Annotated in this window: 11 protein-coding genes; 5 read left to right on the top strand and 6 right to left on the bottom strand. The window is 60.6% G+C overall.

Annotated features, from left to right (window positions below; genetic code table 11):
* From VHD36_20175 to VHD36_20160, 4 genes are all read left to right on the top strand, one after another.
* A partial coding sequence (locus VHD36_20175; protein HVU89657.1) for a hypothetical protein occupies positions 1-499 on the top strand: 499 nt, incomplete at its 5' end.
* A gap of 41 nt (positions 500-540) precedes the next feature.
* A complete protein-coding gene (locus VHD36_20170) occupies positions 541-1563 on the top strand; it encodes an RHS repeat-associated core domain-containing protein (protein HVU89656.1) in 1023 nt (340 codons plus the stop codon).
* A gap of 23 nt (positions 1564-1586) precedes the next feature.
* Positions 1587-2831, top strand: coding sequence for a hypothetical protein (locus VHD36_20165; protein ID HVU89655.1), 1245 nt, complete (start codon positions 1587-1589; stop codon positions 2829-2831).
* 319 nt (positions 2832-3150) lie between these two features.
* Positions 3151-3618 (top strand): transposase, encoded by a 468-nt coding sequence (locus VHD36_20160; GenBank protein ID HVU89654.1) that lies wholly within the window; start codon positions 3151-3153, stop codon positions 3616-3618.
* Between the two features lie 168 nt (positions 3619-3786).
* Here VHD36_20160 and VHD36_20155 read toward each other — a convergent pair whose 3' ends face one another.
* The 4 genes from VHD36_20155 to VHD36_20140 all read right to left on the bottom strand — a co-directional run bounded on the left by VHD36_20155 (position 3787) and on the right by VHD36_20140 (position 9884).
* Positions 3787-3948 (bottom strand): YHS domain-containing protein, encoded by a 162-nt coding sequence (locus VHD36_20155; GenBank protein ID HVU89653.1) that lies wholly within the window; start codon positions 3946-3948, stop codon positions 3787-3789.
* Positions 3949-4245: 297 nt separating this feature from the next.
* Entirely contained in the window at positions 4246-6102 is a 1857-nt protein-coding gene (locus VHD36_20150) for a glycoside hydrolase family 15 protein (GenBank protein ID HVU89652.1), read from the bottom strand.
* Positions 6103-6244: 142 nt separating this feature from the next.
* The gene (locus tag VHD36_20145; protein ID HVU89651.1) at positions 6245-7372 is read right to left on the bottom strand and encodes an SAM-dependent methyltransferase; all 1128 of its coding nucleotides are present in this window, start codon (positions 7370-7372) and stop codon (positions 6245-6247) included.
* A gap of 304 nt (positions 7373-7676) precedes the next feature.
* Positions 7677-9884 carry an FdhF/YdeP family oxidoreductase gene (locus VHD36_20140; protein ID HVU89650.1) on the bottom strand — a complete coding sequence of 736 codons (2208 nt, stop codon included), beginning with the start codon at positions 9882-9884 and terminating at the stop codon, positions 7677-7679.
* Positions 9885-10176: 292 nt separating this feature from the next.
* Here VHD36_20140 and VHD36_20135 point away from each other — a divergent pair, with 292 nt between their 5' ends.
* Positions 10177-12081: an ABC-F family ATP-binding cassette domain-containing protein gene (locus tag VHD36_20135; protein ID HVU89649.1), complete on the top strand. Its 1905-nt coding sequence runs from the start codon at positions 10177-10179 to the stop codon at positions 12079-12081.
* 18 nt (positions 12082-12099) lie between these two features.
* Here VHD36_20135 and VHD36_20130 read toward each other — a convergent pair whose 3' ends face one another.
* The gene (locus tag VHD36_20130; GenBank protein ID HVU89648.1) at positions 12100-13602 is read right to left on the bottom strand and encodes a hypothetical protein; all 1503 of its coding nucleotides are present in this window, start codon (positions 13600-13602) and stop codon (positions 12100-12102) included.
* Between the two features lie 53 nt (positions 13603-13655).
* Positions 13656-14765 carry a hypothetical protein gene (locus VHD36_20125; GenBank protein HVU89647.1) on the bottom strand — a complete coding sequence of 370 codons (1110 nt, stop codon included), beginning with the start codon at positions 14763-14765 and terminating at the stop codon, positions 13656-13658.
* Positions 14766-15094 lie beyond the last annotated feature (329 nt).

Raw genomic sequence — 15094 nt, 5'->3', positions numbered from 1 at the left:
TGTGGTGTGGCCCGATGCGGAAGGTCAATTGGGACGATTCTTTCAACGGCTCACGGTGACGCATGCGACGCGGTGGGTGCGGGCCAAGCGGCGGCTCGGCTATGGCCACGTCTATCAGGGCCGTTTCAAATCGTTCCCGGTCCAGACGGACGAGCATTTTTACCAGGTCTTGCGGTACGTCGAGCGGAACGCGCTGCGGGCCGGGCTCGTCCGCCGCGCTGTCGATTGGCGGTGGGGGAGCCTCTGGATTCGCGAACAGGGAACGGCGGAACAAAAGGAGTGGCTTTCGAGTTGGCCCGTTTCCCGCCCGCGTCGTTGGCGCGAGCATGTCAACGCCGCGCAGACGAAAGCCGAATTGGAGGCGCTGCGCCGAAGCGTTCAGCGCGGCGCTCCCTACGGCAGCGCGTCGTGGATTGCGTCCACCAGCGAAACCCTCGGACTCGAAGCCACGCTCCGCGCACCCGGCCGACCCCGCAAGCCCTCGCCACGCGATTCGTAAACTGGACCTGTCCCCGTTTCTTTGTCGACAACTGGAATGTCGTGGCCCTAGTCAGTACTGCGGGTACCGTTATCGAACGATTCAATTATGATGCGTATGGGGTGCCGACGGTTCTGTCCGCGGTATTCGCGGTCACCACTGATGTGAAAGATTGGGAAACGCGATACGCAAGCTACCGCTGGGACAAAGAGTCCGCATTGTATCTTGCACGTAACCGTTATCACCATTCTTTACTGGGGCGGTGGCTGAGTCGGGATCCATCTGGATACCAAAGCAACAAGTATCCAAATCTTTATGCTTACGTTGATGATAATCCTGCATCGAATATCGATCCGTTTGGTCTCGTCAACATTAACCCAAATTGGCCAAGATGGCTGTTAACAGCGATGTGCGGACTTCAGGCACACATTGACATTCAGACATTCATGACGGATAACCGTCCTCCAAACGTCGACGTCAGAGGAAATATCGAGCTTAGTACACTTGTTGGTATTCTTTCCGGAGACGACATTGAAGAAAGAATACGTCCACGACCGGATATCACGGTTTACGAAAAAAGTCGTTGTCGCGCATGGATTTATGAAATCAAATCAAGCACTTTTAGCGATGCGGCTGCGCAAGCTCAATTAATCCAATATATCAGTCTTGTCCAACAGAACCTTCCAAATTGGAGAGTTGGACGCGGTACGTTGCGGTTTGTGGGATCCGGAGGCACGAGAATAAATGTCTGCGGGACTCTCTCCTGGTGGTACGATCTTTCCTCAAAAGGCGTGATTCGATATCGGTACCTAACCAAGAATTGGGATTTCGGCACTAAGCCTGTGCACATTCCAATGACAAATCCAGAAGTGGAAGTTCCGAACAACTACTTAAAATGGCTCCTTTTCCTGTTGTGGGGTACGCGACCAGACGTGCAATTGAATCCTGGTGTGCAACCCCCGAATCCTGGACAGCGGTGGACGCCGGCGGCCCTTCCACTGTTCCTCATACCGTATTTAGAGCAAGAAATTAATGGTATTCCGTTTGCCGGATCCAGCAACCAAACAGGCTCGTGTCCGGTATAAAAAGTCTGGCTGGAATATTGGTCGTGTACCCATATACCGACGCCTATCACTTACGTTCGGGCGACGTTCAGGATGGCATTGCGCTTTTGCGGCGTGCAGGCTTGCGGGGCTATGTATTTCCTCCTGAGAACGGTTGGGTATGCGTGCTTCCGGAGGGTCCTTGGGGGCGACCAGCTCCTGATCTCCTTGACGCGAATGTGGGTTATCTATTGCGGATGGTGGTCACGGAACTGTGCGGATGGCATGTCGAGTTATTCGACGGCCCCACATGTATCTCGGCCATATGCGCTTCGAAGTCCGTTGCAAGTGTCGAAGCGACGTGGCCAAATGTTCTAGCATTTTCTACCCGCTTAGGTCTCGACATTGATATATCCGCTCGATTAGACGAGCTCACCTCTGGTGATTTTGAACAGGCGTCTCCTGCATCCATGAATCTCCTCGCGGACCTGATTCAACAGCTGGGGCTTCGTCAGACGCCGTGGCTCAACTATGAAGAGGCAACTCGAATCGGCAAGTCGTCCCATTTGGAGTCCACGATCATTGTTGAGAAGGGGCCGCCAGACGAATCGTTCCTCCGTGCCAGGCGGCGCGAATGGGTTGTTCCAGACGGCATGTTCGGTACCCATGCAAGCGTCGGTGCATGGGCAGACAAGCTAGTCTTGCGTATGTTGCAGGCGAACGATTTGCAGGACGTTTTGCAGTCTGAACCGAATACCCAGACAATTCCAGATTATCTATTCGTGGAGAATCCGCCTATTTGGCTTCGCAAGCGAGAGAATTGTTGGCGACCCTACGTTATCCACGAGGCGCTTTTTCGTGCTCGTCCGCGTGGACAGAATGTTAACATGTGGTCCGAGTTCGGTAACACGCTAATAGCTGCCATGAATCACGACTGGTTCACACTTGGCATGCTTGGACAACACGCATTTACAGACATTTTGCGGTCAATATTAGACAGTAATTGCAGTATTACGATTGTACTTCTTGAGCAATATCTGAATTGGATGCCACAATTCGAGCGATGTTCTCGGCGAATACAGACTGGAAGTTCTTACTGCGGAACCGTGAATCGACGGCCTCATTGGGCACATTGTATTACGCGAGTGGCGCTATCGTCGAAATGGAAAATTCCTCGCGATCGGTTTTTGAAACAGACACACGACGTCCTTCTCCTCGTCGAAACCGGTGCCATTGAGCATACCGAGCACGGATATAAGACAACGACGGCTTTCCGCGAAGCCGTTCGTTCTGCTCCGCGCGGCCAATGAACCGTTGTCCGTTGTCCCTCCCGAAAACCGCATCCTGCGCGTGCTGAATGTCGCTGGACTTAAGGTTCTGGTTGTCCCTCCCGAAAAGGTCATCCGAGAAGATAGGTAAGACAGTTCCTAGCCACTGCGAGTCCGGGGCTTGGTGTTTTGGACGGGGAATGTGACGAAGCGTAAGATAACGTCCAGATTGTTGCGCACAAATTGAAAAGGCAGTCCTGGAGCTGGTAGAAGTTTGTTGTCACACGAACAACTATCAGATCGAAAGGACTGCCAGATGGAGATGATACCACAATCGGGAAGCGGGGAGAACTTTGAGGGCGTGATTCGGATCGAGGAGGGGAAGATTCGCTCGCATGTGGACCAGGTGGTGCGCGAGTCGGTCGAGCAGACGCTCAACGGTCTGCTGCAAGCCGAGGCCGATGAGCTGTGTGGAGCGAAGCGTTACGCCCGCTCGCCCGAGCGATTGGATACGCGGGCCGGCCATTACGATCGCAAGCTGCACACCAAGGCGGGCGAAGTGACGTTGCAAGTGCCGCGGCTGCGGAATCTGCCCTTCGAGACCGAGATCATCGAGCGTTATCGGCGCCGCGAGAGGGTAGCATCACGCCATGACAACCTTCGATCGAATCACCTCCGATCCCGCGATACTCAACGGCCAACCGTGCATTCGTGGTCTGCGTCTGACCGTCCGCCGGGTTCTGGAAGCCTTGGCAGACGTACCCCGATCGTGAACAGCTTCGCGCCGAGTATCCGGAACTCGACGACGCGGACATTCGGCAGGCGTTGAACGGCGCGGCCGCGAGCCTTGATGACCGCGTCGTGGAACTCCGGCCGTCCGCGTGAAGCTGCTCTAGGATCAAGGCCTGCCGCGATCGACAGTGAGCCATTTGGCCGCGACCCGACGCGACGTTACAACAACATTCGAGAATGCGAAGGCTGTGCACCGAACACGCCGCTATTTTGACTGCGCGTGTTGCTTGACGAACTTCTCCGGGTTGTCCTTGAACTGCCTTTGACAATCGACCGAGCAAAAGTGATACGTCTTGCCGCCGTAATCGGCCTTCGCGACGGCGTTCTCGGGCTTTACTTCCATTCCGCACACGGGGTCTTGGGCCATGACGATACTCCTTCTTTTGTCGAAGACAGTGCATTTTCACACGTCCCGTGAAAACTTCATGCAAGAATCGTTCCAGCGACTGATCCCGAGAGGCGCGCAACCGGCAGCCAGGCCGCTTCAGCCGCGACGCCTCGGCAAATCATCGCCGTAAGCTGCGAGCGACTGCCGGACGAAAACCTGTCGTCGGCGCCTTCCCGGCCGGGGCACGCCCGATGGCATCGCGACCGCGCTGGTCGGGGCGCGAGCGACTTTTGCTTCCTGCCGCCCCGTGGCCAAGGATGTTCCGCGGATCGCGGACTATCGGTGGCGGCGGGCACGGTGCTGATCAAGAGTGCGATCGAGGTTGAAGGCTGCGCTGATGAGGGCCAGGTGCGTAAAAGCTTGCGGGAAGTTGCCCAGCGCCTCGCCGCTGGCGCCTGTTTGTTCGGCATAGAGTCCCAGGTGATTGCCGTAGCCGAGCACTTGTTCGAACATCAGCCGGGCATCTTCGAGTCGCTGCGGATCGGTCAGGCCGGCGCGCGTCAACGCTTCGACGAGCCAGAACGAACACATGTTGAAGGTGCCTTCGTTGCCTCCGAGGTTGTCCAGACCCGCGTTGGGATCATAACGATAGACCAGTCCGTCGGCCGCCAGACCGCCGGAGGCGACCGACTTCCGGATCGCGTCGACGGTGCTCAACATGCGTGGATCGTTCGGGGCCATGAAGAACGTCAGCGGCATGAGCAGGGTGGAAGCATCGAGCGCATCGGAACCGTAGGATTGCACGAACGCCTTGCGCTCGGCGTTCCAGCCTTTGGACATGACCTCTTCGTAGATCTCGTCGCGGACGCGCAGCCAATGGGCGCGATCGGCGGGAAAGGAGCGCTTTTCGGCCAAGCGCAAGGCGCGGTCGACCGCCACCCAGGACATGAACTTCGAAAACACGTACTGTCGTTCGCCGCCACGCACTTCCCAGATTCCGTTGTCCGGAAGCTGCCAATGGTTGCACAGCCAATCGACCAGACGCCGCAGCCGTTGCCAACTGTCGTAACCGATGGGGGCTACATACTTGTTGTGAAGATAAGCGGCGTCCATCAATTCGCCGTAGATGTCTAATTGCAACTGCCGATGCGCGGCGTTGCCGATGCGCACCGGCGCCGAGCCACGGTAGCCTTCCAAATGGTCGAGCGTCTCTTCCGTAAGGTCCGCCCGTCCGTCGATGCCGTACATGAGCTGCAGGGGACCAGTTTCGTCGAAACCCGTCTCTTGCCAGCGGTCCTTGAGCCAGCTCACGAAGCGCGATGCCTCGTCCGTGAAGCCCACGCGCAGCAAGCCGTACAGCGTAAACGCCGCGTCGCGAATCCAGGTGTAGCGATAATCCCAGTTGCGGGTGCCGCCGATCGTCTCGGGCAAGCTGCAGGTGGGAGCGGCCACGATGGCGCCGGTTGGCTCGAAAGACAACAGCTTGAGCGTGAGCGCCGACCGCTGCACGATCTCGCGCCAACGCCCCGAGTACGAGCACGCCGACAGCCAGCGCCGCCAGAACTCGACCGTGCCGCGAAAGAGCTTTTCGGCGTGCTCGCCCCCGGGACAATACGTCATGGGACGATCGCCGTCGAGAAGACGCAGCACGAAAGTCAGGCTCTTCCCTTCAGCAAGCGAGAATTCGGCCGTTACGCCGCCAGCCGTTCGCACCAGTGGGATCGACGAGGCCAGGCCCAAACGGATATCGGAACCGGTGAAGTAGGCGCCATGGTCGCCGAAATGAACTTGGGCAGGGGCGCGGGCATAGTCGAACGCCGGCGTGCATTCCAGGCGGAACGACACCTGGCCGCGCACCACGCGCACGCGGCGCACCAGCACGTCGGCCGCGGCCGCCACCTCGCCGACCGGCATGTAGTCCTCGATCTCGCCGATTCCATCCGCGTGCAAGAATCGGGTGATCAGAATATTCGTGTCGGGCCAATAGAACTGCTTGTTGCGAAAATCGTCGCCGATGGGCGCGATGCGGAAGTTTCCTCCTTTTTTCGCATCAAGGATCGCGGCAAAGACGCTCGGCGAATCGAAGTGCGGCAAACAGAGCCAGTCGATGGCCCCGTTCATGCCGACCAGGGCCGCGGTGCGCATGTTGCCGATGATTCCGTAGTTTTCGATCGGCTGGTAAACGGTGGTCATGGGAGCCAACCTCCGATAGAAAAGCCGATTGCAAACGCGCCCGCCGAAGTCGCGCGACCGCGCTCGGCCGGTGAACGAATTCTAGGGCGTGGGGTCACACGGGGAATCTCGATTCGCCGGCGAGGATAGGGGCGCCGACGCTTCAGCCGCGCGGTTCGCGACGCATGGGCCGAGCCGTCCGCCGACGCTTGGCTCCGCCACGAGTGCGGCGTTTTGCCGGGCGGCTGGCCGCCACGCAGATTTCCTGCCGACCATGCTGCAGTTGCCGTGCCAGGACCTCGGGGTATCCCCAGGCTCGGACCCGCTCGAGATAATCGGGTACCGAATCGGCCAGTTGCCAATCGTGCAACTTCAAGGTCAAAAGCAGGCTCTCGATGTGGACCTCAGGGTGCGTGACGATCGCTTCGACGGCCTCGAGCGTGACCTCCGGCGGCACATTCATGTCGGCCGCCAGCAGGCGCGTTTTGCGAAACTCACGCCGGCGCACGTCGGCCGCGCGCTTGCGCAAGTGAGTGAAGTGCGGGTGCGCGAGCACCGTCGCGTGCATGGCCGCCGGATCGACGCCCACGACCGCGAGTCCGCGCTCCAAGAGCGCCTGGCAACTCCCTCCCGGAGCGCAACCCAGCTCGACGGCCTGTTGCCCGGCGACGACTGGCAAGTGCGACCACGCGAGCGCTTCGCACATTTTCAAATACGCGCGCGAGACCATGTCGGCGGGCGGCCGCACGTCGTAAAAGCCTCCTTCGCGCGATGAGGGACCGCGCTGCGCGCGATGTGTGCCGATCCACCATTGTCCCGGGTCGATCAAGATGCAGTCGAGCACGTGGTCGCCGGGTTGGGCCAGTGACGGCGCGGCGGCCAGCGTCGCGAACGCGGGGGGCGCCTGGCGACCAAGCGCGGTACGCGCCACGGCCGCGGCGTCGGTCGGGCCCGGTTCGAAGTCATGATCGCCCGGCGCGCGTAAATCGCGCTGCCAGACGTGCAGCCGCGTAAAGCTCCGCCCGGCAACCAGCTTCCACGCGGCGCCGGCCAGCTCATCATCGTGGGCGCCCGTCACTTTTCCCAGACAGATGCCACACGTGCGGGCGAAGACCGACTGCGGATCGAAATCGTCCGGCACGCGGTACGGACTCGGCAGCTTGAACGTCAGAAACCCGGGGCGCGAAAACGCAAAGCGAAACGCAGGCCAGCGCCGCGCGAATTCGCTCTTCACGGCCGGCTCGGCGCCGACCTGGCAAGTGACGAACAGGAATTGCGCTTCGGGATCCATGGGAGAGAGCTTAGACCGTCTTTGACTGTTTCAAAAGGAATTGGGTGCCACTGGTGGCTCGTCCACCAGTGCAGAACACAAGTCGAACACTGGTAGACAAGCTACCAGTGGCACTAAGTGGCACTAGTGGCACCCGAGGGTCGCGCGGTTTGACTCAGCGCTTCGTCTAAACGCCAAAAAAACTCCCCTCCCTGTCAGGGAGGGGTCGGGGGAGGGTAGGGACCGTCACTCACATACAATCGAGGCATTCATGACCCGCGCCGCGGTTCGATCATTTCGAACGCGGCCGAGTTTGCAAGAGCCGCTAAACCCCCGCCCCGGCCGCGACGCGCACCGGCGACTCGACGTGCACCAGGATCGATTTGAAAGCCGGCGTTTTCGAGGCCGGATCGACGTGCCGGGGGACCAGCACGTTGGCCTCGGGATAATACATCAGCACGTTGCCTGGCTTGATCTCTTCGAAAGAGCGCACGAGGATCCGCGGCATCGTGCCGACTTCGCTCGACACCGTCACGCGTTCTTCGGCCCGCAGTCCCAGCCGCGCGATATCCTGTGGATGCATGAGAATCACGTCGCGCCGGTCCTGGTTGCGATACAGGTCGTAGTCCTCGTACACCACGGTATTGAACTGCCCTTCGCTGCGCACGGTCATCAGCCGCAACTGGCCGTTGGTGACTCCCGTATCGGGCAGTTCGTGTACTTTCAGGCGCGCCTTGCCGTCGGGCGTTTTGAACTCGGGCGTGTGGAAGGTACGGCCGGGAATCTGGAATTCCTTCTTGGTCTGGTCGATCGTCGCGATCTGCTCGAAGCCCGGCACGATCGCCGCGATGGCCTCGCGAATGCGGTGCGTGCTCTGCATACCGTGCCAGTCGATCGGTTGATGGCCCGGCATGACGCGACCGGCAAGGTCGGCGATCGTCGAGACTTCGCTGCGCGGTCCGACGTGCCGGGCCGGCCCGCCGTCGCTCAAGCGCACGTAGTTGAACATCGATTCCTGCGTCGTGACTTCCGGCTCTTCATCGCGCGCGAGCACCGGCAGGATGATCGTTTCCCCGGCCAGGCCATGGGCGTGCCCTGTGTTCAAGGTCGTGTTCAGGTAGACGATCATGTCCAGGTTCGCAATCGCCCGGGCCGCGTACGTGGCATCGGGGTTCGAGCCGAAGAGATTTCCGCCCAGGCAGAAACCGAACCGCAGCCGGCCCGTCTCGGCCGCTTCCATGCAAGCCATGGTGTCGAGGCCCGGCGCCGTCGGCAGTTGCACGCCGAAGTAGTTCTGCAATCGGTCGAACACGGCGTCCTTCAGTTTCGGCGATACGCCGACCGAGCCAATTCCTTGCACGTTCGAGTGGCCGCGAATCGGCAGCAAGCCCGCCTGCGGCCGACCCACCATGCCGCGCAAGAGCGCCAGGTTCGTGATCGCTTCGACATTTTGCACGCCGTGCAGGTGATGCGTGATTCCCATCGTCCAGGAGAAGACGGCGTTCTTGGCCCGCGCATAAAGCTCGGCGATTCTGTCGATGTCGCTCTTGGCGACCCCGCTGCGCTCGCAGAGATCGCGCCAGTCGAGCGAGCGCAGATTTGCTTCCAGCTCCGTCCAGCCGTGGCAATACTCGCTGAGAAAGCGCTGGTCCATGGCTCCCATCTCGACGATGCGCTTGGCGATGCCGGTAAGCAATGCCAGATCGCCGCCGATGTCGGGCTGGACGTACAGGCTGGCGATCGCGCTGCCGAAGAGCATGCTGCGCGGATCGCTCGGCACGCGAAAGTTGACCATGCCGGTTTCGCGCACCGGGTTGATCACGATGACTTGCCCGCCGCGGCGGCGGACGTGCATCAAGGTCGTCATCAGCCGCGGATGATTGCTGGCCGGGTTACCGCCGATGACAAACACCAGGTCCGTATGCTCCAGATCTTCGAGCTGCACGGTGGCCGTGCCGGTGCCCAGTGTATTGGCCAGGCCGACGCCGCTCGCCTGATGGCAGTAGTAGCTGCAGTTGTTGACGTTGTTGGTGCCGTACAGCCGGGCCATGAGCTGCACCAGGAAGCCGGCTTCGTTCGAGCTGCGACCGCTGGTGTACCAGAACGTCTCGTCAGGCCGCAGGCCGCGCAGCTTGTCGGCAATCCGCGCCAGCGCGTCTTCCCAGGTGATCGGCTCATAAAAATTTTCATTGCGCCTGTGCAACATGGGCTGCGTCAGCCGTCCACGGTGTTCCAGCTCGCGCGGGGTGAACTGCTGCATCTGCGCGACGGAATACGTGGCGAAGAACTCGGGCGGAATGCCTCCTTGCATGTCAGAGACCATGGCCTGCAACGATTTTTTGCAGACCTCGGGGAAGTGGCCGGCCTCGTTGACCATGCCGCCCGCCTGCCCCCCCATGCCGAGAGCGCACGTCTTGCAGGCATTGCGCGAGCGCATGGCTCGCCACAGCTTCAAGATTCCGCCCGCCTGACGGGCTTTGCTGAACGTGTAGCGAATGGCCTGCCAGCCGCCGCCGGAGGTGAGTTTCTTCATGGTCCGGTGCTCGAACTTCTGCTCGCGACCGTCGTCCGCGGGTGGCCGTGAGTGCATCGGCAAGGCCGCGTTGCCGAGGGCGCGATCGATGCAGGTGGGAGCCGCCCTATATATAGCAGTCTAGCCCGGACGCACGGCCTACACAAAGGCCGATGAAACGCCGGCTTCGCGATTGCTATAGTACCCAAAAGAGGTACCGTCGCGGCGCGCACCCAAATGGACTTCACGACCCCCGGGCGCGCCGCCTATAGTCGCGGCAACTCGCTCTTTCGGAACACAAAACCCGACCGCCATGATCCTGCTCAACGTCGCCGATATCGTCAAACATTTCGGACCCGATCCCGTTCTGGACGGGGTCACGTTCGAGGTGCGCCCGGGCGACAAGATCGGCCTGGTCGGTCCGAACGGGGCCGGCAAAACGACACTGTTGTCGATCCTCGCCGGACACCAGTCGGCCGACGGCGGCACGGTGGAATTGCATTCGTCGGCCCGGCTCGACTATCTCGAACAGCAGCCGACGATCGTGCCCGGCCGCACGCTGTGGGAGGAAGCGGCGTCGGCACTTTCAAGCCTGACGGCGCTCGCGGCCGATGCCGAGCGCACCGCGCACGAGCTGGCCGCGGCCAACGACCCGGCCGAGCACAAGCGGCTGGCCGAACGGTACGAACGGCTGCAGCATGAACTGACACATCGCGACGCCTACAACATCGATCACCGCATCGAGCGCGTGCTGGAAGGGCTCGGCTTTTCGCGCGAGGCTTTCCAGCAGCCGATCGAAACGCTCAGCGGTGGGCAGCACAACCGGTTGTTGCTCGCGCGGCTGTTGTTGTCCGAGCCGGATCTGATGCTGCTCGACGAGCCGTCGAATCATCTCGATATCGAAGCCACGCAATGGCTCGAACGGTTTCTGGCCGATAGTCCGCAGGCGATGATCATCGTCAGCCACGATCGTTACTTTCTCGACAAGGTGACCAATCGCACGGTCGAGCTGTTTCGCGGCACGGTCGATAGCTACACCGGCAATTTCTCGGCCTATTGGCGGCAAAAGGCGCAACGCCTGGAGGTGCAGGCGCGCACCTACGAGAAGCAGCAAGAGCTGATCGCCAAGACCGAGGATTTCATTCGTCGCAATCATTACGGGCAGAACCACGCGCAAGCCGAAGACCGTCGCAAAAAGCTCGCCCGCATCGAACGCGTCGAGGCTCCGCGCGAAATCCAGGCGCCGCCGATGGGCTTTACGCCCGCCGACCGGACGGGGGACGTCGTCCTGCGCGTCGAGCATCTGGCCAAGGGCTACGATCGGCCGCTGTTCGCCGACCTGTCATTCGATATCCAGCGCGGCGAGCGGTGGGGAATCCTCGGGCCGAACGGGTCGGGCAAGACCACCCTGTTGCGCTGCCTGGTTGGTGAAGAGAAGGCTGACGAAGGTCGGGCGATCATCGGCACGAACGTCCGCATCGGATATCACGATCAACAGCTGCGCAGCCTGGATTGCGACGCACAAGTGGTCGACGCGATCCGCCCGGCGCGCAAGCAGTTCAACGAACCGCAGCGGCGCGGCCTGCTCGCGCGATTCGGGCTCGTGGGGGATGCGGTGTTTCAGCGCGTCGACAGTCTGAGCGGTGGCGAGCGCAGCCGCGCGGCGCTTGCGCAGCTCGCGGCCGACGATGCGAATTTTCTGGTGCTCGACGAGCCGACGAATCACTTGGACCTGTGGGCTCGCGATTCGCTCGAGCGGTCGCTCTTGGAATTCGACGGCACGGTGCTGCTGGTGAGCCACGACCGGTACTTTCTCAACCGCGTCGTGGATCACGTGCTGGTGGTCGAGCCGGGTCGATTCCGCGAGGTCGCGGGAAATTACGACGCCTATCAGCATCTGGTCTCGCAAGGGCTGGCCGGCGGCGGAGCGGGAACGAAAGCTGATGACGAACGGGAGAAGCCCGCCGCCAAACGCACGGGGCGAAACGACAAGGCGACCAAGCCGAAACGCAAATTCCCGTATCGCAAGGTGGCCGATCTGGAGAAGGAAATCTTCGAGCGCGAATCACGCGTCGAGGCGCTGCACGCCGAACTGGCCACGCCCGAAGCCCTCCGCGACGGGCAACGCGTGCGCGCGATCCAAGCCGAAATCACCGAGCAGCAAGCGGCACTGGCTACGCTGTATCCGCACTGGGAAGAGGCGAGCGAGTTGAATTGACGTCTACAGCCTTCGGAATCAGCGCGCTTTGGCGTTGGCCGCGGGCTTGATCTTCCGCAGGTGAAACGTCACCTGCACCGTCTTTCCGGCACCGCATAAGATGACCTGGCCATTCTCCTCCACGACGCGATACCCGCGCGGCTGCGAATGAAGGGCGACGCCGATCCGCTGCGGGCGTGCTTCAAAGAGCATCCGTAATTTGCCATTTTCGTCAGTGTGCGGGCGTTCCACGTGCGCTATGCGGGTGGCAACCTCCCAACTTCGGAAATAGGGCGTCTCCCGATAAGTTCGAGCAGGTTCGTCAGGCGTCGCAGGGACGTTCACCTCGCGCCATACGTCCACATCGGGGATTCCCACGCCCGTATCGGCATCGATGACTGTAATTTCGACCACGGCCGCCGGTCGCAACCGCGCGAGGATCGGCTCCTGATCCGATGCACTGACGACGAAGTCACTGTCGGAAACGAGGTAGCTCGTGCCATGTTCGGGAAGAAGTTGCAATCGGTAAGCGCCTGGTGGTAAGCGCAACGTGACGCGTCCTTCCTCATCAGATGTTTCCGACCAGTGCGCGCCGGCGCTGTCCCCTTGGACAAGCACTCTCCGGGCAGGCTTGTCAGTGTCGCCATATAGGACCTGGATCGGAACGACGCGCGGATGAGCAAACTCCACAACGATGTCGCCATTGAGAATCGTGTTTCCTTCGTCATCTCGCAGATCGTCGCGCGTCGCGGCCCAGATGCTGCGGCCAGCGAAGTTCGGCGGCGAAACAGCAATCCGGAATCGACAGTCCTTGGGCAATTGCGTGAAGCTAAATCGCCCGTCGGCATCCGTCGTGCGAATCCTGATCTCGGGCGGCACACTGTCCCGGTCGTTCAGTGATTCGAGCTCATTGGCAGGACTCATCACTCTGAACTCGCGGTTCGGGCCATAGCCTTCCGGAGGTGTCGTCGAGCAATACTTGAGAGTGAGTACAGTGTTGGGCAGAGGTTTTCCGAACTCATCAACGATTCGCCCGCTAAGCGCCGCAGGCGGTGGAAACACAAGGTCAAGGACGATTGTTGCTTCGGGCTTTGGCTGCTGCTGCTGCTGCGGATAAAACCATTCCTTGGTTCGCCACGCGAAACCGTATCCGTCAGCTTCGCCAAACACCTCAAAGGCGCCCCGATCCTTTTCCGATTCCGAGTTCGCCGTCTCGATCGGCAGCTCGACATCGCGAAGTTCGTAGTGGCCCGCCCCGTTTGTTTCGCCCGACGCAATGCGCTTCCAGCCGGCAAGCTTCGACGCCACGTAGATTTTCGCGCTAGCAACCGGCCCCCCTTGGCCATTCATAGCGCGGCCTTTGACAGGCATCGGGTGCGTGAAGTTTGACCGCTTGACGAATTTTTTGGGGGGTTGCTTGGCAGCTACCTCGTCGTCGCGAGGCTTTTGCAACTGCCCTGCCGAAGCGAGAACCGATTGCCAGCCCATGATGGCGAAGGCCAGGCATTGCAGCCAGATCGCGCAATTCTTTTTCGTCGCCATGGCACTGTTTCCGCTGCCGGAAATGATACATCAAAGGCGTGGCATGTTGCCAACTACGCTTCCCGCATCACTGCCGCGTACAGGTTGTGAATGAACGCGGCGTTGTCGCATTGCAGATACTGCATGCTGCCTCCCATGCGCGAGTAGCTTTTGCAGAAGCGCAGGTAGTAGGCAGGGTTCGTTTTCGGCGGCTCGCCAGCGGTCCAGTCCCAGCCGCCGCCGTCTTGCAGGTCAACCACGAAGATCGAGTGGTCCTTGAGAATCGCGCGGCCGCTTTGCAGTCGCAGGTTGTTCACGCAACTGACGCTTTTTTCGAACACCTGCGGGCCCATGATGGCCGAGCCGACGGAGAGCACCACGCCGTGATCGAGATTTTCCGTCGAGCCGCCGAAGAGTTTGAAATCCCATTCCGCCGCGCGGCCGATCGCCGAGCCGCTGAACACCGGATGGTTCGAGATGATGTCGTAACCGATGCCCGGATGCACGGTCAGCGGCACGCCATGTCGCGCGGCCTCGCCCAGGATCGAGGCGTGCTTCCAGCGATGCTTGACTTCGATGCGGCCGGCCGGCCAGTGTTGTTCCCGCATGGCGCGCAGCAAGTCGGCCCGGGCTGCGGTTAATGGATGTTCCGGTTCACGGGCAATCGCCGCGGACAATTCTTCTGTCGTCGGCAGCGTCACGCCGTCAGTGTGAATCAACCGGCCGAGTGCACGGCCGTAGCCCAGCCCATCGAGCGCCCCGGCCATGATCGCACGATGAATGTTGGTGGCGGTTTCGTCCCAGGTGCCGAACGTGCCCGAGGCGACGTTCATTTCCACGCTTTCGGTCGAGGCACCGAACCAGGCATACTCCCAATCGTGGATCGTACCGGCGCCGTTGGTGGCCAGATGCGTAAGCCAGCCTTCGGCCATCATGCGCGAGAGAATCTGCGCCGCGCCATTGCGCAACAAGTGCGCGCCGTAGATCAACATGATCGAGGCGCCGCGCTCGCGCGCCGTGCGCATCCGCTCGGCACATTGCTCGACCAACGCTTTGTTGGCGGGCGAAATCTCCTTCGGCGCACGGTCGGGATCGATAAGGATATCGTCGGCGCGCGTCAGATGCTGCCGCTCGCTGAGCGGAAACACCTTGAGCTTGCTGAGGTCTAGAGGCGTTACAGTCATTGGTCCTGATCAGATTGTTACGACGGAAGAATTCTCACCACGGAGACACTGAGGCACGGAGGAAATGCGAAGTAAGAATGCACACTTTGAATGAACAAGTGTGGTGCGCTGAGCGATGATTGATGAGCAGCGAGCATGACAACCAGAAATTGCATTTACAACTATCAATTCTTTCTTCCGTTCATCACTCAGTAGTGCCAAGTCACGTGTTAAGGTCCGGTTTCAACGCAAGGTGTTGAGCCGTCGTGGAGTACGGCGACGATTTGGTGGACGATCCAATCCAGCATGCGTTTGAAGCGTAGTCGTTCGAGGTGCAACGTCGGGTGGTC

The sequence above is a fragment of the Pirellulales bacterium genome (assembly GCA_035546535.1).
Classification (GTDB): Bacteria; Planctomycetota; Planctomycetia; order Pirellulales; family JACPPG01; genus JACPPG01.
Note: the sequence above shows the minus strand (reverse complement) of the source record. Positions and strands in the feature narration are given on the sequence as shown.

Coding starts and splice junctions, on each gene's coding strand:
- VHD36_20155 (HVU89653.1), bottom strand. CDS start 3,948: ATGGCCCAAGACCCCGTGTGCGGAATGGAAGTAAAGCCCGAGAACGCC.
- VHD36_20150 (HVU89652.1), bottom strand. CDS start 6,102: ATGACCACCGTTTACCAGCCGATCGAAAACTACGGAATCATCGGCAAC.
- VHD36_20145 (HVU89651.1), bottom strand. CDS start 7,372: ATGGATCCCGAAGCGCAATTCCTGTTCGTCACTTGCCAGGTCGGCGCC.
- VHD36_20140 (HVU89650.1), bottom strand. CDS start 9,884: ATGAAGAAACTCACCTCCGGCGGCGGCTGGCAGGCCATTCGCTACACG.
- VHD36_20135 (HVU89649.1), top strand. CDS start 10,177: ATGATCCTGCTCAACGTCGCCGATATCGTCAAACATTTCGGACCCGAT.
- VHD36_20130 (HVU89648.1), bottom strand. CDS start 13,602: ATGGCGACGAAAAAGAATTGCGCGATCTGGCTGCAATGCCTGGCCTTC.
- VHD36_20125 (HVU89647.1), bottom strand. CDS start 14,765: ATGACTGTAACGCCTCTAGACCTCAGCAAGCTCAAGGTGTTTCCGCTC.